The sequence below is a fragment of the Vibrio sp. 1180_3 genome (assembly GCF_029478545.1).
GTDB lineage: Bacteria > Pseudomonadota > Gammaproteobacteria > Enterobacterales > Vibrionaceae > Vibrio > Vibrio aestuarianus.
Genome location: NZ_SJFM01000012.1, coordinates 1 through 20,134 on the forward strand (window position 1 = coordinate 1; position 20,134 = coordinate 20,134).

Below are 20,134 nucleotides of genomic sequence, written 5' to 3' on the forward strand. Positions count from 1 at the left end.
CCTGAGTTTCGCCGTCGATAGAGATATAACATGGAGTTGGCATTGCAAATTCCTTACTTTACTTAAATGATGAATGTATTTTGCGCAAATTCATCACCTATAGAGCAAGGTCGATGCCAACCTTAAGTTTGTTTAATTTCAATGAGTTATACTGACAAATAAAACATATCGAGCAATAACCTGCCTAGCATAAGCAACTTTTTGCTTTGTGGGGTAGAAAATTGCGATGAAAGCACAAAGTTGAACGCTTGGTTGAAGTGATATTGATTGCTACACTCATCTCTTATTTTTAAGTCACGGAAGGCAAATATCATGTATACATTCGATAAGTTAGTACAACATTCTAAAAAAATATCTCACTTTAGCCATTTAGCTGCCATTTGTGGCTGGGACCAGGCAGCAGTTATGCCTTCAGGAGGTGCGCAAGCTCGTTCAGAAGCAATGGCACAGCTATCGGTACATATTCATAGCTTGTTAACTCAACCCCAGTTGTCTGATTGGTTTGCTCAGGCAGAAACAGAAGCATTGAATAATGAACAAAAATCGATATTACGCGAGCTAAAACGCCAATGGTTACAAGCAAATGTACTTCCAGAAGCATTAGTTCAAGCCAAGTCTTTGGCTGGTTCTAAATGTGAGCATGCATGGCGTACTCAACGTGGTAACAACGATTGGGTCGGTTTCGAAAAAAATTGGGCGGAGGTGGTTAAGCTATCTCAAGAAGAAGCACAAATTCGCGCGGATGCAACTGGGTTTACACCTTACGATGCTATGCTCGACATATATGAGCCTGGCATTAATACCGAATCTCTTGACCGTGTTTTCTCTAATGTGAAGACTTGGTTACCTGATCTCATTGATCAAGTTATTGATAAGCAAAAGTCTGAGCATATCATTTTGCCTAGCGGACATTACCCTGCTGAGAAACAAAAAGCACTCGGTTTGGAAGTAATGAAACTACTGCAATTTGACTTTGAACATGGCCGACTCGATGAAAGTGTTCACCCTTTCTGCGGTGGTGTTCCGAGCGATGTTCGCATCACCACTCGTTATAATGAAGCCGAATTTATACAATCTTTGATGGGTATCGTCCATGAAACTGGCCACGCTCGTTATGAACAAGGATTGCCTAAAAACCTTGCTGGGATTCCGGCAGGCGAAGCTCGCTCAATGGGGATACATGAATCTCAATCTTTGTTTTTTGAAATGCAAATTGGTCGTAGCAACGCATTTATTGAACACCTTGCAAAACTTTCAGCCAAACATATCGCTGATAATGAAGCAAATGTATTTGAACTTAATAATTTCCAAAAAATTTACACTCGTGTAGAGAAAGACTTTATTCGCGTTGATGCTGATGAACTTACCTACCCTGCTCATGTCATTCTACGCTATGAAATTGAACGTGATTTGATGAATGGTAAAATTCAACATACTGATATTCCTGATCTATGGGATCAAAAAATGCAGGCGTATCTAGGGCTATCGACTAAAGATAATTATAAAAACGGCTGTATGCAGGACATTCACTGGACTGATGGGAGCTACGGCTATTTCCCTAGCTACACATTGGGCGCCATGTATGCAGCTCAATTTATGGCAGCAATGAAGAAAACGGTGGATGTGGATACGGTTATTCGCAGTGGCGATTTAACACCTATTTTCAGTTGGTTATCTGAGAATATCTGGAGTAAAGGTAGTTTGCTCACAACTGATGAACTGGTTAAGGCGGCAACAGGGGAAACACTGAATCCAGTTCATTTTCAGACCCACTTAAAAAATCGTTACCTCTAGTTCGGTTATTTATATACGGGCTACTCTGAAGTAGCTCATATCTTTCTATTCAAGGCCTTTTAGATGAGAATAATACGGTGCCCTTTCAAGATTTTGTCGATTGAAAAATAGTAGTACGTAATGTAACATCAATACTATATGGTATTACTTCTAGCAGAAGAATTATGAAGATAGAAAAAAAGAAAATCACTCAAAAGATGATTTTTCGTGCAGTTGCAAGCTCGACTGCAATTGAGACAGGATCTTCTGTTCAAAATATTGAACGGCGTCTAAAAGCAAACAAACGAAAGTATAGCTCCTTATCATTAGCTAGCTAATGGTGTCTCTAACCAGTCTTTCCATATGCTGAAATTCATGCGCCACACCAGCTTGAATAGAAGCGATGTAGAATTCTTTGTGTTTGTCCCACAAACTGTAATCTAATAGCCCTAACCCAGCCTTGTTGCACATCACGTCAATAAGTAGTCGGCTTATTCTACCATTTCCTTCTCTAAATGGATGGATCAAGATAAGTTCAATATGACTCCTAGCCAGGTAAGACACAAACTCTTCCTTGTCCATATCTGGGATACTTGAGAATTTTGACAAATAATCCTGTTCAAACAGATCAATACATCTTCCGATCTGGAGTGGAGATGTAAATTGGAATCCTCCTTTACCCATATCCACGTTTCTGACCATCCCTGCCCATTCATAGACGTTACCCAACCACTGCCTATGCCAATCTGCAATACCAGTAAAAGTCAGCGTTAGCTCAACATTGTTTCCCACAAAAATCTTTTCATACAATTTAGCTAACAAAATTGCTTCAACATCATCCATTTCTTCAGAATTTGTTATAGCGAGCTTATTTGCCAACACCTTACCCTTTGAGCCAACCTCGTACCGTGTTTCCGATGAATAAAATTCATATCTATTCATAAAAGAAGGTTCTCCGGCTTATGTGACTCAGATTCTGAAAAGCCTAATGCTTTGTATCCTCGACTCCGCCTCGAATACATACGCGACAACATTGGAATTTTCATATCAACATAATCAATAACACGGGTTTCCGCCTTTCCATCATACTCCCTCTGTATCCTTCCAACATACTGAACAAGTGCTCCTTTCCAGGAAACAGGTAGAGCAAGGACTAACGTATCAAGTCGTGGCAAATCAAATCCTTCCCCAATAAAACGTCCAGTCGCTACCAATACCTGTGTGGTCGCCAGCTTTTCATTGACCTCTTCTCGGTCTTTCTTTTTCATTGCACCAATGAGCACCTCATTTTGGATTGATCTTAGAGTCAACATGTCACTAAGAATTTTTGCATGCTCTCTACGCTCTGTCAGAACAATAGGAACACGTTCTTGCTTCACTTCGTCTTCGATATCATTGATGATTAACTGATTTCTCATTTCGTTCTCAATCAGCCATCGATATACATCAGCGATATGTGGTCGAGGTTCTTGAGTTACCAATTGAAGTGGAGGTTCAAAGAGAACCTCCTTCTTTTGAAGGGATTGGACAAATTTCACAGAACTGTTAGGAGTAATGGTATGTCTTATCCTACCCGCCTGCATGAAAATGATTGGTTGGTGACCATCTCTACGTTCCAAAGTAGCACTAATGCCGAGTATGTATTTTGCGTGAATCTCTCCCAATAATTTTTCATACTGCGGTGCTGACAAATGATGACACTCATCTATGATGACCTGTCCATATTCATGCACAACAGGGTTAACGGTATTATCGCTACGGTTCAGTAAACTTTGATACGTTGCAACATCAACTGCCTTCGTTGGCTTTTTCTTTAAGCCTGTCAGTACACCAATATCTACACCTGTAGTGAACGTTTTCAGTCGTTCCTGCCATTGCTCCACAAGTTGTTTATTGTGAACGAGAATTAATGTGTTGACCTTTCTTTTGCATAGCAGTCCTATTGCCGTTACAGTCTTCCCAAACGCTGTCGGCGCGTGTAAAACACCGATATCAAATTTAGAAACGGCATCCACCGCTACCTTTTGTTCTTTCCTTAATATGCCATTGAACTGGATACTTTTGAGTCGACCTCCTGGTCTTCTTTTGTCGTTAAAGAACAATTTGATATTCGACTGTTCCAATACTTCACAAGCATCATCAATACAGCCTCGCGGTAGTACAAGATATCCACTATCGATTTCTGCCAGTGATATGTATCTAGATATTCCATTCGTTGATAGTCGTAATCCCTGAGCCTTGAAAAATTTAGGATTTGAAAATGATGCCAACCTTTTTAATCTGGCAAGCAAAGCATTTGGTAATGTTTCTATGGGAAAATAAATTCTATTCGCTAGAGTGATTTCAATACTGTCTGGGCATCCTAGAATTGTAGAAGAAGTAGCAGGTAAGTTTCGCTCCCAAGGTGGCAACGTGAACCCTGTCTTATCATGATCAATAGACTCATGAGACAATACCAACTTAGCCAAAGCATCAACTGTCAATTTTTTTGTTGAGGCTAGGATCTGCCATTGATCCTGATAAGACAAAAAATTTCCATCAACAAATTCAGAGTTTCCCTCCGCTCTTGAACCTTTTTGTAATGGTAAAGCAATCAAGTTACCTATTCCTGCTACAGGTAAAAAATCCTGATTAGGAAACAATCGGTCATATGATTCAAATGACAGCGCTCCGTGGATTTGCATAGCCTGATCAAGCAGCATAAATCCTAGTTTTCGCGCACTAGCTGCATCAACTTTAGTTTCAAAGAAAATCCATACATGCGCACCATTCCCTGAACGAGAACGTTCAAGCAAAAAATCTATTCCATTACGTCTACATGCTTCTGCGTAAGCCAGAGAGGCTTTCTTCCAGTCCTTTTTATCGAAATCAATAGCAAGAAACCAGCAGTTACTATCACTGTCCATTGGGTAGATGCCAACAATAGATTTCCCCGACAAGTGATCATACAGAGCTTTTTCATCCAGTGGTTTGAACGATTGGTTGGGGCATTCCAAACATTTGACTTTCGGTTTATTGCATAGCCCCTGTTGCCATTCATTGTTACATGCTATCGAGTATCCTGAACGCCCTTGTTTGTTTTGCCAGCGCACTGCATAACAACTAGTGTTCCCTCGGAAGTAACGTCGAAATAGCTCGACTTTTTGTTCTGGAGACATTGTATTGCTAAATGCGGTAGACACAGATTCTTCTGAAACAATTAAATTCAACCGCTTAGCCTCAAGTTGCGCTAACTCTGCTTTAAGCGCTGCGATTTTGTTATCTATAGCTCTGAGTTCATCCATGCATTTCTGCCTCAACTTATTTGCCTAAATACACTATCAAGCAAAATTTAACTATAGGATAACACAAATATTTCAAAGGATTATGTAACGGTTTTCTTATTATCCGACCAATTTCAACCTCGATTTTTAACTAAAAAATAGATATCAGTGTTCATTAACCAGATGGGAGCTTTGGGTACTTCCCCAGCTATACATTAGGCGCTATGTATGCCGCTCAATTTATGGCAGCAATAAGACAGACCGTCGATGTGGATAGCGCGATTCAAAGTGGTGACTTAACCCCAATCTTCACTTGGTTATCAGATAACATTTGGAGTAAAGGAAGCTTGCTAACTACCGATGAGCTAGTCACTCAGGCAACAAGGGAAACTCTAAACCCTCTACATTTCCAAAACCACCTTCGAAGCCGTTATTTGTGATATAGCTATAGAGGCTCCAACACAGGTAATATTGCGTCGCTTCACACTGAGGGCTACCCTACATGACTAGTACTTTGACAAAGTGCAAACCATCAGTAGCCCTTTGAAGTAAAATTAATCAATACCATTTTAAAGCCACTTATTGATAACCCCTCCACCATAGTATTGATGGCTGGGGTCTTAGCTGGCTGTAGTAAGTCACAATATAACGAGTAACTGAAGTCCTATTTTCGCGATAACAAGTAATTTTTTTAGCTAGAAAGGTAGGTGTTACTTCCGATATTTTTAATTGATAATCTTGTAGTTATAAGATCGATTTTCAACTAACCTTATTGATACCACCACCTTATGAAAACAGGCAATGCTTTGATATCGACAAGTAATTTGAAAAACGTCATTGGATCTAAATTGTCAATTCATATCGTATTGTTGATTATTTTGAACATCATTTCGTTCATGATGCTAACTCGCGAATACCATGTACAAAAAGTTCGCATACTGGACAATTACTCGGCCGTTATGCAATCGAAAATCGAAGCCAGTTTGGGTGTTTTTAAGAAATTTTCTCATTACGTATACCAGCAAATATCGCAGGATACACAGGTGATGACGCTTTTTAAACAGGCGGTAGAATCCCCAGGCCCAATCAGGGATGCGAGTCGACAAAAAATATATCAACTTCTGAAACCAAATTACGATCTATTGAAGGGCCATAACTTTCGTCAATTGCACTTTCATTTTGCCAATGGTGATAGTTTCTTAAGAGTACACAAACCTGAAAAGTATGGTGATAACTTATTTTCTGTTCGTGAATCAGTGAGACTTGCCAATACACAACAGCAAATCATTGAAGGTTTTGAAGAAGGTAAAGTGTTCAACGGTTATCGATTTGTCTACCCGCTTACTTTTGAACAACAGCCTTTGGGAAGTGTTGAAGCCTCTTTGTCTATGGGAAGCATCCTTGAGCTTCTGTTCGAACTTTATCCACATGACGATTTTTACTTTGTGATCAATAAATCTACAGTGGATGCCAAGCTATTCGAGGACATGAAAGGCAACTATATTCCGACCTTACTATCTGAAGATTACTACTATGACAAAGCGGTATTTGAACAGAATCTTGCCAATATTAAGTATAGGGATTTACTCAAAAATGTTGAGAGCCTTGGCGCAGAGTTGAGCCCACTGATTGAACTTGAAAAGACCTTCTCTCAGGTGATAACGGTGTCTAACAGAGATTATGCAATGAGTTTTATCTCATTCCAGAACTTCAAAAATCAACATGTGGCTTACTTGATTACCAGCTCTGAAGATACTGCGGTAGGGGGGCTGCGTAACACATTTCTGATGTACGCACTTTTGGTTATACTTGTATCCATGATTTATGCGTGGAATATATACTCAGAGCACGTGTACAAGAAAAAGTTGATGTATCTTTCCAACACTGATTTTTTGACTAAGCTGTTTAATCGCAACAAGTTTACCGAGAACTTAACGTTTGAGTTCGTCAAATATAGGGAGTCTAGTGGCACCTTTAGTGTGGTTCTGTTCGATATTGACCATTTTAAGCGAATCAACGATAGTCTGGGCCATAACATCGGTGATGCGTATCTAAAAGAGCTCAGCGAACTTATCGCTTCAAAAGTCAGGCATTCCGACACGTTTGCTCGTTGGGGTGGAGAAGAGTTTATTGTGTTACTCCCTAGCACTCCCGAAAGCAGCGCACTTAAGGTCGCCGAATTGCTTCGCAAACAAGTCGAGTCACATCAATTTTCGTCACCTCAGAGAATCACCATCAGCTTGGGTGTTGCTGAAGTCAATGACAGCGATAAAAGTATTGATGATGTCATAGCAAGAGCGGATAAAGCTTTATATGAGTCAAAAGACGCAGGGCGCAACAAGGCCACTGCATGGTCTGAGACCCGCAAATAGTCATTAAGGTCTGTTAACAAATAGTAAGGTTCAATTTGATTAGGCAAATTTGATCAAATACAAACCAATCAGAGCCACTTCTAGCACTTTCATAACTATGCGCACAAAAAATACGACTAAAGTAGGACTACTGTGAATACGCTACAAATGGAAGTTTCATTCTCAATTACCGATGCCTCAGTAGATAATGCTGTCGAAGTTAATATGACCTATGAGTCATACCAATCACTAATTTTTTTACGTAGTGGGCAAGAAGATATTATCGTTCCGCTGGTAAATGATAAAGGTGAAAACTTAGAGAGCGATTTTTTTGAAAACCTTGACTAAATAAGTTTAAGAGTTCATTAAATCCCTTGAGATTATTGATAAAGCGCCAGATATAGAAAAAGCTGCCACCATTTCCCCAAAGCTCGCTTATTCGCTTAGTTTAGAAAAGCAAAAACGCCAGTCGTTGAGTACTGGCGTTTTGACTATCACCTAATAGCTTAGGTTAACGACACTTAAAGGAAATTGAACGATACTGTGAAAGACAAAGTGCCTACGTCTCTTTTATCCATTACATAGTTGATGTAGTTAGCACCAAGAGAGATTGGGCCAAATGCTGCGTAGTCCGCACCCACACCGTACATAAAATCAAAGCCATCATCATCAGAGAACGCTGCACGACTGTCAGTAAGATCCCAAGAGTGAATACCACCTTTTGCGTAAATTTGCAGAGGACCAAAGTTTATGCTTGGTTTAACAGCAAAATAAACTGAAGATGCTTTCAGGTCACCGCCCGTATATTCAAATTTACCGTGATCAGTGTAGCCGCCTTCAATACCAATGAAAGGTAAAATACCAGTCCCTACATGAATGTTATATGAGGTTGAAGTTTCGCTGTCTAAATCCGATTGGCCAACAGAAGCGCCACCGTAGATCCAAGAATCAGCAAAAGCCGTTGAAGATGCCCCAATCAGAGCAAGAGCTAGTAAAGTCTTTTTCATAATTAACCTTTTTATATTGTTTGGCAACGGAGTCAAACCGGCACTCCATTGCCACATAGCGTCAAATTACAGTGGATACATTTATCTGATGCAAATTTTATACCTAACAGGCATCAATCGCGTTCTTAATTCGCTTATCAGAAACTGGATAAGGTGTTCCGAGTTGTTGAGCAAACAAACTGACGCGTAATTCTTCTATCATCCAACGGATCTCTTTAACGTTTTCTGGTACTGCTATGCCACGTGGGATCTTGTTGAGTAGTTCTTTGTAATCATTGAGCACTGACTCAATTTTCAGCATGTGCAGACGATCTTTATTCGGATCAACTGGCAATTTTTCCATCCGTCGCTCTACAGCACGTAAATATCGCAAAATATCAGGCAAACGTTTCCAACCACATTCAGTGGCAAATCCTTTGAAAAGAAGCCCTTCGATTTGTGCTTTTATGTCAGACAAAGCAAACGCCATTGTAAAATCGATTTTGCCTTTTAACTTTTTGTTAATGTTGAAGGCCGTTGTCAGAATCGTTTCAACTTGTTGAGCAATATTCACTACAGTATCGCCCAATTCCGCACGCACATACTCTTTTAGCGCTTCAAATTCTTCGGGTTGCCAGACTAAACCGCCCCGCTCTTCTAATAATTTATCAATACCACATGCAATGCAGTCATCAATCAAATCTAAAACTTTGCCATAAGGATTAAAATATAGGCCCAGTTTAGATTTATTGGGCAAATTCGCGTGTAAATATTTAATCGGTGATGGGACGTTAAGCAAGATCAAACGTCTTTGTCCTGCTTTCATTGCACTGATTTGCTCTTGTTCCGTTTCAAAGAGCTTAATTTCCACACTATCTTTTGCATCAACTAAGGCTGGGTAGGCTTTGACTTCAAACCCACCTCGTTTTTGTTGATACACTTTTGGCAACTCACCGAAGCTCCAAGTATGCAAACCTTGCTGTTCAATATCATCATCGGCAACTTGAGAAAGTGTCTCTTGAACCTTTTCTTTCAAACTTTCTTTCAATTCGTGTAAGTCTTTATGTTCTTTGAGCTTACGGTTTCGATGATCGACAGCTCGGAAAGTGACCTTCAAATGATCAGGCACTTGGTCTAAATTCCAATCTTCACGCTTGACTTCAACACCAGTCATGCGGCGTAGCTCTTTTTCCATTGCATCCAACAACGGCAATTCCATAGGGGTTACACGGGCTAAAAAGGCATCGGCATAATTAGGCGCTGGCACAAAGTTTTTACGAACCGTTTTTGGTAGTGATTTGATCAAACTCACCACCAGCTCATGGCGTAAACCCGGGATCTGCCAATCAAACCCTGCCGGTTCAATCTGGTTTAATATTGGTAATGGCAAGTGAATAGTGACACCGTCACTATCAATACCAGGTTCAAACTGGTAACTTATTTTTAGCTTTATCCCATTCTGATGCCAAAAGTTTGGATAATCTAAATCTGTAACATGGCTGGCATCACCTTTGAATAGCATCTCTTTTTCAAAGTTGAGCAACTCCGGAGTCTCTTTACTCGCCTTTTTCCACCATGCATCAAAATGACGACCAGAGACGACATCAGTTCCAACCCGTTGATCGTAAAACTCAAACAGTTCTTCGTCATCGACCAAAATATCGCGGCGACGTGACTTGTGTTCTAGCTCTTCTACTTCAAGCAGCAACTTGCGATTTTGCTTGAAGAATGCGTGTTTTGTTTCCCAATCACCTTCGACCAACGCACTGCGAATAAATATTTCACGGCATAGAGGTTCATCTATCGAGCTGTAATTGACTAAACGCTTCGGAACAATCGGTACACCGTAGAGCATCACTTTTTCGTAAGCCATGACAGCAGCTTGCTTTTTCGACCAATGCGGTTCGCTGTAAGTACGTTTAATCAAGTGCTTGGCTAGGGGCTCAATCCATTCTGGCTGGATTTTAGCGGCGATACGCCCCCATAGCTTGGAGGTTTCTACTAGCTCAGCCACCATGATCCACTTGGGTTGTTTTTTAAATAAACCCGATGCAGGAAAGATATTAAAACGTGCGTTACGTGCACCTTGATATTCGTGTTTTTCTTGATCTTTAATACCGATATGGGACAGCAAACCTACCAAAATCGCACTATGAACACATTGGTAATTAGCCGGTTCAGCGTTGAGTTTGTAATCCATTTCGCGCATTGACTGATGGATTTGGAAATAGACATCTTGCCATTCACGTACACGTAAATAGTTTAGGTAGTCTTGTTTACACTGTTTGCGGAATTGATTCCCAGTGAGCGCTTTCTGCTGTTTTTGAATGTAATCCCACAAGTTGACCAAGGTGAGAAAATCGGACTCTTCATGAAAGAAGCGGCGATGTTTATCATCAGAAGATTGCTGCTTATCGGATGGTCTTTCCCGCGGATCTTGAATCGACAGTGCAGAGGCAATCACCATTAACTCTTTTACACAACCAAAACGCGTCGACTCCAGAACCATACGAGCCAAACGCGGGTCGATAGGTAAACGCGCCAATTTTCGCCCCATATCGGTTAAGCGTTTTTTAGCATCTTGATCTTTTTTCTTTGAATCAGGAACAATGGCCCCTAATTCTTCCAGTAGTCGCACACCATCTAAAATATTTCGCTTATCTGGTGCTTCAACAAAGGGAAACGCTTCAATATCCCCAAGTCCTAGTGCTGTCATTTGCAAAATAACAGATGCTAAGTTAGTGCGAAGAATTTCTGGATCGGTAAATTCTGGACGAGACAGGAAATCCTCTTCCGAATACAAACGAATACAAATACCTTCTTCGACACGTCCACAACGCCCCTTACGCTGATTTGCACTCGCTTGTGAAATCGGCTCGATAGGTAAACGTTGCACTTTGGTGCGATAACTGTATCGGCTAATACGTGCAGTACCTGGGTCAATCACATACTTGATACCCGGTACGGTCAAGGACGTTTCTGCTACGTTCGTGGCGAGTACAATGCGTCGACCTGCATGAGGTTGGAAAATTTTATTTTGCTCGCCAGCTGACAAACGAGCGTAAAGCGGCACGATCTCGGTATCACGTAAGTTACGCTTACCCAAGGCTTCAGCGGTATCACGAATTTCACGCTCACCATTCATGAAGATCAGTATATCGCCAAGACCTTCTGCACAAAGTTCATCTACCGCTTCAAAAATACCTTCGAGTTGATCGCGATCGGCATCATCCTCACCAAATAGAGGTCGGTAGCGCGTATCAACAGGGTAAGTGCGCCCAGAGACTTCGATAATCGGCGCGCCACTAAAGTGGTTTGAAAAACGTTGAGGATCAATCGTCGCAGAAGTGATCACCACTTTTAGGTCTGGTCGACGTGGCAGCAACTCTTTGAGATAACCCAAAATAAAATCGATATTGAGGCTACGTTCATGCGCTTCATCGATAATGATGGTGTCATATTGATTCAAAAAGCGGTCATGTTGAATTTCAGCCAGTAAGATACCGTCCGTCATCAACTTGATCTGAGTGTTGTCGGAGATTTGATCGTTAAAACGAACTTTATAGCCGACAAAATCGCCTAACTCGGTTTCCATCTCTTCAGCAATACGATTTGCAACAGAACGAGCCGCAAGACGACGTGGCTGTGTATGACCAATCAAACCATATTTACCACGCCCAAGTTCAGCGCATATCTTAGGTAACTGCGTCGTTTTCCCCGACCCAGTTTCACCGGCAACAATGACTACCTGGTTTTCAGCGATCGCCTGCGCGATATCATCACGCTTTTGACTCACTGGAAGCAAATCTGGATAGTCAATTTTCACACGATGTTGAATGCGCTGCTGAGCAACCATCATTGATTGAGCGATATCTAAAGCGATTTCATCAAAGACGGCGTTTCTGGCTTTTTCATTTTTGATTTTACTTGCACCAGTAATACGTTTGCTAAAACGAAACCTATCTCGCATCATGCATTCGCTTAATGCATTGCGCAGTGACGCCGCACTATTGGTTTTGACGGCGGTCTGTTTTTCTTGATTTGGCTGTGACGAGGTCAAAGCGTTTCCTATTCTTTTCATTACACAAAACTGCGCGGATTGTACCATAATCCTTGCCAGTGCGATGATATTATCCTTATTCAATTTTTTAGAATGACTTGACCAATTCAGACAACTTATCTAACAATTCAAATCGACTACGATGTATTCATCCAGTTATTGATACCCTATAGGAAATACATTATGTCTCGCGTTCTTGCTCTTAAATCTAGCATTCTTGGTGATCACTCTCAGTCAAGCAAACTGCTTGACACCTATTTAGCGAAATTTGAGCCACAACAAGTCACACTTCGTGATTTAGCAGCAAATCCTCTCCCTGTATTGGATTTCGCTGTAGCAACGGCACTACGTTCAACAGAAGATCGGTCTGATGAACAGCAAAAAGTCGTATCCATATCTAACCAACTGATTGATGAACTTAAAGCTACGGATACGTTAGTGATTGCTGCACCTATGTATAACTTCACGATTCCAACACAACTAAAAAACTGGTTCGATTTGATTGCTCGCGCGGGTGTCACATTCCGATACACTGAGTCAGGCGTTCAAGGCTTAATTCAAGGTAAAAAAGCAATTGTGATCACCTCTCGTGGTGGTATCCATAAAGATTCAGCCACAGACAATGTGACCCCATACTTAAAAACTATCCTTGGCTTTATCGGTATTACAGATGTTGAATTTGTCTTCGCTGAGGGCATGAACATGGGCGAAGAGAATGCAGCGAATGGCATTAAAAGTGCTACATCGCAACTGGAAGCAATTACTCTGTAATAATTTTATAGAGCGCTATGCATTGCTATAATCTGGATTTGGTTAAACAAGTTTGGTTTAAAAAAGATGGCCTCCAATTGGTGGCCGTCTTTTATCATTAGAAATCAACCTGTATATAAATGGTGTTGTAGTTACTGCCACCTTTTATGCGCCCAAATTGAGAAGATTTCTCAAAAATCGCAGAACGGTGATGTAAAGAATAACCAAACCAGACGTGCTTGAAGTCACTGCTGTCAAATAAATCCCCCATATTCACATCAAAAGAAAAATCGAGATAGTTGAGCAAATGACTCGGCGTATACCCTTTCTTTTCCATCTCTGATTGCTCAATGTAGGTGATGTTGTCGATATAAGACATACCTTCTGCAAAACCAAATCGCCACTGAGTTGGCCAATTGAATGTATAGTAAGCCTTGATTGCTGCAATAAATTCAGAACTTGACGATTGAACTTGTGATGACCAGTGATGAGCGACACCTGGAGTAAAATAAATATCTATTGGTAAACCAAACAGTTCATCGGTGAGTGGATGACCGTAAAAAATCGACGTCATCTGGTTATTGTACGGATCTTTTTCTGTTTGAAATTTAAAAATTTCGCCAATATTTGATGGTGTTCCCCACCCATGAGCGACGCGTAAATAGCGGTGATTTGTTAGATCACTTTTTGGTGCTTTCGATTTATCATTGAAAAACCCAAATCCTACAAAGAACTCACCTTGGTATCTGTCACCAACCGCTGAACTATTGTAGGCATTATCATCTAACCTAGTGACGCTGGTTGACCCTAATAGATATAAATTTGAAATGACATGGTAACGAACATCTACGCCCACTTTCAGATCAACGCCAGCGCCAATATTTTCACCGCCTAACTGGCCAAATGAATAGTAAGAACTATTGAAATCTGCAGCTTTATATCGAAGATTTGCACTCGGTGTTAGCTCCCAATCACCGAAATCAAATTCAGCGGTAGCTCGTAAGTTTGAATGAAAACGAAACTGATCATCACTCATTAACTCAACATCTACATGCCATGTCTCATCAAATTGATACCGGAGTTGGAAGCCAAAATCCGCAGAATCACCTTCTAGCGCATTTTGTGCCGACTGTGGTACATCAACAAAGCGTAATCGAGTTAAAGCACTTATTTTGTAAGGTGATTGGTCATTACTGTATAAATACGCTCCACCTTCCAAGCCATCGATATACACATAGTCGTTTTTAAAATACATCATAGGAACAAACGTACTTACAGACGAGTCACCTGTAATGGTATGAAACGGAATAGATGCCGAGCGGTACATTGCAGCAATACCCCATTCTTGTTCTGCTTCTGCTTTAACATGAAATGACATCAGCATAGCCAGTAAAACCGACCATTTTTTTGGGGTAAAATAAATTCTCATCACTACTTTTCTCACGAAATTCTGCATTAATGACTTAAATATTAAGCAATCAACTCAGGATCCCTTATGTTTATATTAAGATGGCCGTTACAATAGTGGCTATGATCTCTTAAATGACTGAATTGTGAAAGCATCTGAACTAAGAAAAATTTTAGACTCTCTACCTGAAAACGTAGACCCAGAATTGGTGATGGGCGAAGTGTGGCTGCCCGAACGGTTAATCGATACTCAGTTGGATAACAACTTGTTATTTTTAGAGTTCGATAACGCCCCCGAAGAGGGAGAAGGAGAAAATGAGGCTCGAGGTTTTGTTGAGCATGAAATTACAATGATTCGTCAACGTTTTGAGCAAATCCTCGCTGAAAAAGCGGATAACAAGTCAAAAGCCGACGCCATGTTAGCGCTTTTTCTCATGGGCCATGAGTATTCTAGTTCAGAAGTTATCGAAATACTTGAAGACCCAAGTGTCCCACCAGATCCCAATGACAGGTATTGACCAAACAATATTTCAAAGCAAAAACGTTTAGGCTTCTTACTTGTATTACTACTTTAACCTTGCATTATTGTTTCAACGCCACTATTTAATGTTGTAAAGAAAAGATTTAATCAAGGGCTTTACTATGTTCAATGCCATTACGTCGCTTTTTAAACAACTTCTAGATGGACAAGATTTAGGAAAAAGAACGACTACAAATCCTAACCTTGCCATCACTTGCTTACTGAAAGAAGTCGCTGGCGCTGATCACCAAATCGATCCAAAAGAAAGTGAAGCGACTTTCAAGCTTACCAAGCGGCTATTAAATTTAGATGATGAGCAAACAACGGCTCTACTCCAACAGGCTAAAGAAACCGTCAAACAATCCGCTTCCCTTTATGACTTCACCTCGCAGCTACGTGAACTCACCCAAGAAACTCGCTATGAGTTAATAAAAGCCATGTGGGAAGTTGCTAATGCTGACGGTGAAATTGATCCATTAGAAGATGCAGTAATCCGCAAAACCGCAGAGCTACTGTATGTTGACCATAGTGAATTTATTCGCGCAAAATTGTCGATACGAACAGCAAATAACTAAATAGATCAATATGCATAGTTCATGATACTAATGGCGTGAAAATGAATTCCCCTACCTCAGCATTAAAACCACTGCTCCCTACTTCTTACAATTATTGCCATTACCAAATCACGACAAAATATAATGCGTTCAACTTTATACTCGACAATTTTTTAGCGGTTAAAAACACTACTCAGAAAAATCACACTCTTAAGAAAGTTTTCTCGTCATAATCCGGTCTGTACGAAAAGAACAAATATTTTGTGTCACAATAATAGTAATTAATTGAAACTATTATCAAAAAAACTCGATAATGGACGTGAGTTAAAGGCTATGCTTTTACTATGTTTAGCACCTTAACTTATTGATAACGATAGATGGATGACTTTATGAACAAGCTACTCAGCACAATAGGAATTACCGTATTAGCTTTTAGCGTCAAGGCGCATGCCGAAGAATGGAAACAAATTGAACAGCAAGCAAAGGGACAGACCGTTTATTTTCATGCTTGGGGTGGCAGTCAAGAAATCAATCGTTATTTACAATGGGCTGATAAAGAACTTCAACAACAATATGGAGTAACTCTCAAGCACGTAAAAGTGACTGATATCGCCGAAACGACAACACGACTGATTGCCGAAAAAGCAACAAAGAAAGATAACGATGGCAGTGTCGACATGGTTTGGATTAACGGTGAAAACTTCAAATCCATGAAGGATAACAACCTATTATTTGGTCCTTTCGTACAAAAGCTCCCTAACTGGAAATATGTTGATAAAACACTGCCCATAGACAACGATTTTTCTGAGCCAACAGAAGGGCTAGAAGCTCCTTGGGGTGTAGGACAACTGGTGTTTATTCATGACTCCGCCACGCTTAATAATCCTCCGCATTCTTTTGCCGAAATGCTCAGTTACGCCCAAGCGTTCCCCAATCGCTTAAGCTACCCTCGTCCACCAGAATTTCACGGTACTAGTTTTTTAAAATCGCTGCTTATTGAACTGACAGATAATGACGCGGCATTAGCCAAACCAGTTACACAAAGTGACTTTGACGTTATCACTCAACCACTGTGGAATTACCTTGATCAATTCCATAAAGTCGCATGGCGTGGCGGTCAGCAATTTCCAGCTGGTACTTCTGAAACCGTTCAATTACTGGATGACGGCCAACTTGACCTTGCGATTACTTTCAATCCAAATGCGGTTTTCTCAGCTCAAGCCAATGGCACATTAGCGGATACAACCAAAGTTTATGCGATGGAGTATGGTGCACTTTCCAACATTCACTTCTTAGCCATACCTTGGAATGCGACCGCTAATGCAGGCGCACAAGTGGCGATTAACTTTCTGCTAAGCCCTGAAGCACAATCTCGCAAAGGAGATCTCGAGGTATGGGGCGACCCGTCGGTATTAAGTAGCCAGTATTTAACCGGCAGTGCGAAAAACACCAAACAGTTCAAGTCCGTGGGAGAGCCACATCCTAGTTGGCAATCAGCGCTAGAAAAAGAGTGGCTTAAACGCTACGGAAGCTAAAGTAGATGTTAAGAGCCCTCTATCTAGTCATCATTTTTGTTTGTATCATCCCCACGATCCCCGGTTTACTGGGTGTCGTGGCCTCTTCATTCGGTTATATACCACCGATTGGCCTGCATCACTTATCACTCGGTGGATTTGCCATGGTCTTTGATTGGCAAGGGGTATGGCGCTCTATTGGGCTCACTGTTTACTCAGCAATTGCTAGCAGCTATATCGCCTGCTTAATCAGTTTTGCCATTTTACAGGCGAGCTGGGGAAGTAAATTCTGGCGTAAAGTAGAACTCTCTCTTTCGCCACTACTTGCAACGCCGCATGTCGCTTTCGCGATTGGTTTTGCATTCCTGTTTGCACCGACGGGTATGGGGGTTCGTGCCTTACACGGTCTGTTCGGCTTTGAGCCAAACTCGTACAATGTAGATGACCTTGCACTGTTTATAAAAGATCCATATGCAGTGGGCTTGATAGTGATGCTTGCGCTAAAGGAAGTCCCTTTTCTACTGCTAATGAGCATTTCAATTCTTTCCCAACTCAAGATCGATCACATTGAAAAAGTGAGTGCATCTTTAGGCTATAGCCAAGCGCAAATGTGGTGGAAATGTATTTTCCCCCAGTGGCTGGTAAAACTCCGTTTTCCGATGCTCGCAGTAATCGCTTATAGTCTGTCAGTAGTCGACGTTGCTTTAATTCTTGGCCCCACCAATCCCCCCACATTTGCCGTATTAGTGTGGCAATGGTTTAGTGACCCCGACCTAACACTATTACCACGCGCTGCCGCCGGAGCGATGGTGCTATTTGCCATTGCTTCAGCATTGATTGTCTTTGCTCGTGGAGTTGAGTGGACGGTCACCAAATTGTGGAGACATTGGCAATATTCAGGCCGTTATGGGGTAATGTTACCCGGTAAAACATTGTTCATTGGTATTATTTCTCTGACCCTTTTGATGGTGCCACTGATGGTCATTTGGAGCTTTGCTCAACGTTGGCGTTTCCCTGATTTACTGCCAAGCCATTACAGCGACCGATTCTGGCAATTAGAGTGGCACAGTATCTTAAGCACGGTAAACCAAAGTGTGGTCATTGCGATTATCGCCTCCTCAACTGCACTGATTTTTGCCCTCATTGCTCATGAATATCGATGCAAATACCAGTGGCAGATCCCAGGTTATATCATTGCAATCCCGATGCTAATACCACAATTGTCAGTTTTATTCGGGCTACAAGTTGTAGCGCTTTATTTGAAAAGTGATGCTTATTTCTTTTGGGTCATTTGGGCTCATGTTTTTTTTGCTTTTCCTTTTGTCTATCTATCGCTTGACGGCCCTTGGAGAAGCTTTGACAACGGGCTCACCAAGGTCGCATTAAGTCTAGGTAAAACACCGCTACAAACTTGGATGAGAATAAAAATACCGATACTACTACCTGCTATTGTTTTTGCTTGGGCTGTTGGTATTAGCGTAAGTCTTGCGCAATATTTACCCACCTTGATGCTAGGTGCAGGGCGCATCAGTACTGTGACTACCGAAGCAGTTGCATTGTCGAGTGGATTCGACCGCAGAGTGACGGCTATCTATGCCATTTGGCAAGCTATTTTGCCGCTACTATTCTTTTCTTTATCAATATTTATCAGTCGATTACAAATAAAGTATCGCCGAATCACACTAAAAGGTTTATTACCGAATGAGTCTCTGTCTCGAAAACCTCACCATCCGTAAATCCCAAGGTGAGTTACTCTTTTCTTCGCTTAATATGCAAATAGGCAAGGGAGAAATTCTGACCTTAATGGGACCAAGCGGCTGTGGAAAATCAACCTTACTCGATGTAATAGCCGGTCATTTGTCCAATGAGTTTGACTATTCAGGCACGTTAACTTTAGAGGGAGTAACCTTAAATTCACTCCCAGCTCATCAACGAGAAGTGGGGATATTATTCCAAGATGATTTGCTTTTCCCTCACCTATCTGTATGGGAAAACCTCGCTTTTGCCCTGCCCAATTCAATAAAAGGCCACCACCGAAAAGAGCAGGCGATACAGGCACTCACTCATATTTCATTAGCCAATTTAGCCAACTCTTTCCCAGACCAAATCTCTGGCGGCCAACGAGCGAGAATCTCATTAATACGAATGCTGTTAGCCAAACCTAAAGTTGCCCTGCTTGATGAACCGTTTAGCAAATTGGACAAAGATCTACGTATACAGTTTAGGGATTGGGTGTTTGAACAACTGAAACAAGCCAACATCCCTGCTTTGATGGTGACACACGATAAGCAAGATGTACCCGCAGGCAGCGCTGTATTAACCTGGCCATGGGAGACAAGCCATGCTTGATCGCTTAAGTATCAAAGTCATTCGCGCACCTTTAACTCTCGGCGCTCGCCTATTAAATAAATGCGGCATAACCGCCAATCAAACCACCGTGTTTGGTTTTATCGTGGGCTGCTTTGCACTGCCAGCATTGGTAACTGAACAGTACTTATGGGCGCTGCTATTTATTGTATTAAACCGAATATGCGATGGCTTGGATGGCGCTCTGGCCAGAATGCAGGGAATCACCGATTCCGGAGGGTTTCTTGATATCAGCTTAGACTTTTTATTCTACTCACTGATTCCATTTGGTTTTGTATTGGCAAATCCAGAACAAAATGCCGTGGCTGGCGCCTTTCTGATTTTTTCATTTATCGGTACTGGCAGCAGTTTTCTTGCTTTTGCTGTTATGGCGGGCAAACGCGGCATCGAAAACCCGATGTATAAACACAAGTCGCTCTATTATATGAGTGGTTTGACAGAAGGCACGGAGACCATCGCCTGTTTCATTGCATTTTGCCTGCTACCAAGCCACTTCTCCATGCTCGCTTATCTATTTGGTGCTGCGTGTTGGTTTACCACCGCTACCCGAATCTATTCTGGCTTTCACACCTTAAAATAAGCCATGTGC

At 41.4% G+C, this 20,134-nt stretch carries 15 protein-coding genes and 1 pseudogene; 11 read left to right on the plus strand and 5 right to left on the minus strand.

The features are described 5' to 3' along the window. The first annotated feature begins 312 nt into the window (after nt 1–312). Nucleotides 313–1,794 carry a carboxypeptidase M32 gene (locus EYW48_RS09210; RefSeq protein WP_277432304.1) on the plus strand — a complete coding sequence of 494 codons (1,482 nt, stop codon included), beginning with the start codon at nt 313–315 and terminating at the stop codon, nt 1,792–1,794. A gap of 309 nt (nt 1,795–2,103) precedes the next feature. Here the strand turns inward: EYW48_RS09210 and EYW48_RS09215 are convergent, their stop codons facing one another. Both EYW48_RS09215 and EYW48_RS09220 read right to left on the minus strand, forming a co-directional pair. Further along, complete coding sequence (locus EYW48_RS09215; RefSeq protein ID WP_277432305.1) at nt 2,104–2,715, minus strand: Fic family protein; 612 nt, start codon at nt 2,713–2,715, stop codon at nt 2,104–2,106. Continuing rightward, complete coding sequence (locus EYW48_RS09220) at nt 2,712–5,057, minus strand: DEAD/DEAH box helicase (protein WP_277432306.1); 2,346 nt, start codon at nt 5,055–5,057, stop codon at nt 2,712–2,714. Before EYW48_RS09220 ends, EYW48_RS09215 begins: the two co-directional genes overlap by 4 nt. Before the next feature lie 161 nt (nt 5,058–5,218). On the opposite strand from EYW48_RS09220, the pseudogene EYW48_RS09225 reads away from it, so the two are divergent. The 3 genes and pseudogenes from EYW48_RS09225 to EYW48_RS09235 all read left to right on the plus strand — a co-directional run. After that, nucleotides 5,219–5,476 (plus strand): annotated as a pseudogene (locus EYW48_RS09225) (carboxypeptidase M32); the annotation flags it as partial. A gap of 408 nt (nt 5,477–5,884) precedes the next feature. Next, nucleotides 5,885–7,408 carry a diguanylate cyclase gene (locus tag EYW48_RS09230; protein ID WP_277432307.1) on the plus strand — a complete coding sequence of 508 codons (1,524 nt, stop codon included), beginning with the start codon at nt 5,885–5,887 and terminating at the stop codon, nt 7,406–7,408. Between the two features lie 132 nt (nt 7,409–7,540). Then, complete coding sequence (locus EYW48_RS09235) at nt 7,541–7,735, plus strand: hypothetical protein (protein WP_141652932.1); 195 nt, start codon at nt 7,541–7,543, stop codon at nt 7,733–7,735. Nucleotides 7,736–7,908: 173 nt separating this feature from the next. Here EYW48_RS09235 and EYW48_RS09240 read toward each other — a convergent pair whose 3' ends face one another. Both EYW48_RS09240 and hrpA read right to left on the minus strand, forming a co-directional pair. Beyond that, a complete protein-coding gene (locus tag EYW48_RS09240; RefSeq protein ID WP_053312264.1) occupies nt 7,909–8,394 on the minus strand; it encodes an outer membrane beta-barrel protein in 486 nt (161 codons plus the stop codon). Between the two features lie 103 nt (nt 8,395–8,497). Then, the gene (gene hrpA, locus EYW48_RS09245; protein ID WP_274671755.1) at nt 8,498–12,433 is read right to left on the minus strand and encodes an ATP-dependent RNA helicase HrpA; all 3,936 of its coding nucleotides are present in this window, start codon (nt 12,431–12,433) and stop codon (nt 8,498–8,500) included. Between the two features lie 183 nt (nt 12,434–12,616). On the opposite strand from hrpA, the gene EYW48_RS09250 reads away from it, so the two are divergent. Then, entirely contained in the window at nt 12,617–13,204 is a 588-nt protein-coding gene (locus tag EYW48_RS09250; protein WP_168522103.1) for an FMN-dependent NADH-azoreductase, read from the plus strand. A 97-nt stretch (nt 13,205–13,301) separates the two neighbouring features. On the opposite strand, the gene EYW48_RS09255 is transcribed toward EYW48_RS09250, so the two are convergent. Beyond that, nucleotides 13,302–14,612 (minus strand): MipA/OmpV family protein, encoded by a 1,311-nt coding sequence (locus tag EYW48_RS09255; protein WP_277432328.1) that lies wholly within the window; start codon nt 14,610–14,612, stop codon nt 13,302–13,304. Nucleotides 14,613–14,736: 124 nt separating this feature from the next. On the opposite strand from EYW48_RS09255, the gene EYW48_RS09260 reads away from it, so the two are divergent. The 6 genes from EYW48_RS09260 to EYW48_RS09285 all read left to right on the plus strand — a co-directional run bounded on the left by EYW48_RS09260 (nt 14,737) and on the right by EYW48_RS09285 (nt 20,125). Then, nucleotides 14,737–15,108, plus strand: a complete 372-nt coding sequence (locus tag EYW48_RS09260) for a hypothetical protein (RefSeq protein WP_261927758.1) — start codon at nt 14,737–14,739, stop codon at nt 15,106–15,108. Between the two features lie 124 nt (nt 15,109–15,232). Then, nucleotides 15,233–15,685 carry a TerB family tellurite resistance protein gene (locus EYW48_RS09265; protein WP_261927757.1) on the plus strand — a complete coding sequence of 151 codons (453 nt, stop codon included), beginning with the start codon at nt 15,233–15,235 and terminating at the stop codon, nt 15,683–15,685. Nucleotides 15,686–16,053: 368 nt separating this feature from the next. Beyond that, nucleotides 16,054–17,199 (plus strand): ABC transporter substrate-binding protein, encoded by a 1,146-nt coding sequence (locus tag EYW48_RS09270; RefSeq protein ID WP_274671753.1) that lies wholly within the window; start codon nt 16,054–16,056, stop codon nt 17,197–17,199. 5 nt (nt 17,200–17,204) lie between these two features. Continuing rightward, nucleotides 17,205–18,914 carry a thiamine ABC transporter permease gene (locus tag EYW48_RS09275; protein WP_261927755.1) on the plus strand — a complete coding sequence of 570 codons (1,710 nt, stop codon included), beginning with the start codon at nt 17,205–17,207 and terminating at the stop codon, nt 18,912–18,914. After that, nucleotides 18,880–19,527, plus strand: a complete 648-nt coding sequence (locus EYW48_RS09280; RefSeq protein ID WP_261917727.1) for an ATP-binding cassette domain-containing protein — start codon at nt 18,880–18,882, stop codon at nt 19,525–19,527. Before EYW48_RS09275 ends, EYW48_RS09280 begins: the two co-directional genes overlap by 35 nt. Further along, nucleotides 19,520–20,125 carry a CDP-alcohol phosphatidyltransferase family protein gene (locus EYW48_RS09285; RefSeq protein WP_176313489.1) on the plus strand — a complete coding sequence of 202 codons (606 nt, stop codon included), beginning with the start codon at nt 19,520–19,522 and terminating at the stop codon, nt 20,123–20,125. The genes EYW48_RS09280 and EYW48_RS09285 overlap by 8 nt, the downstream gene beginning before the upstream one ends. Nucleotides 20,126–20,134 lie beyond the last annotated feature (9 nt).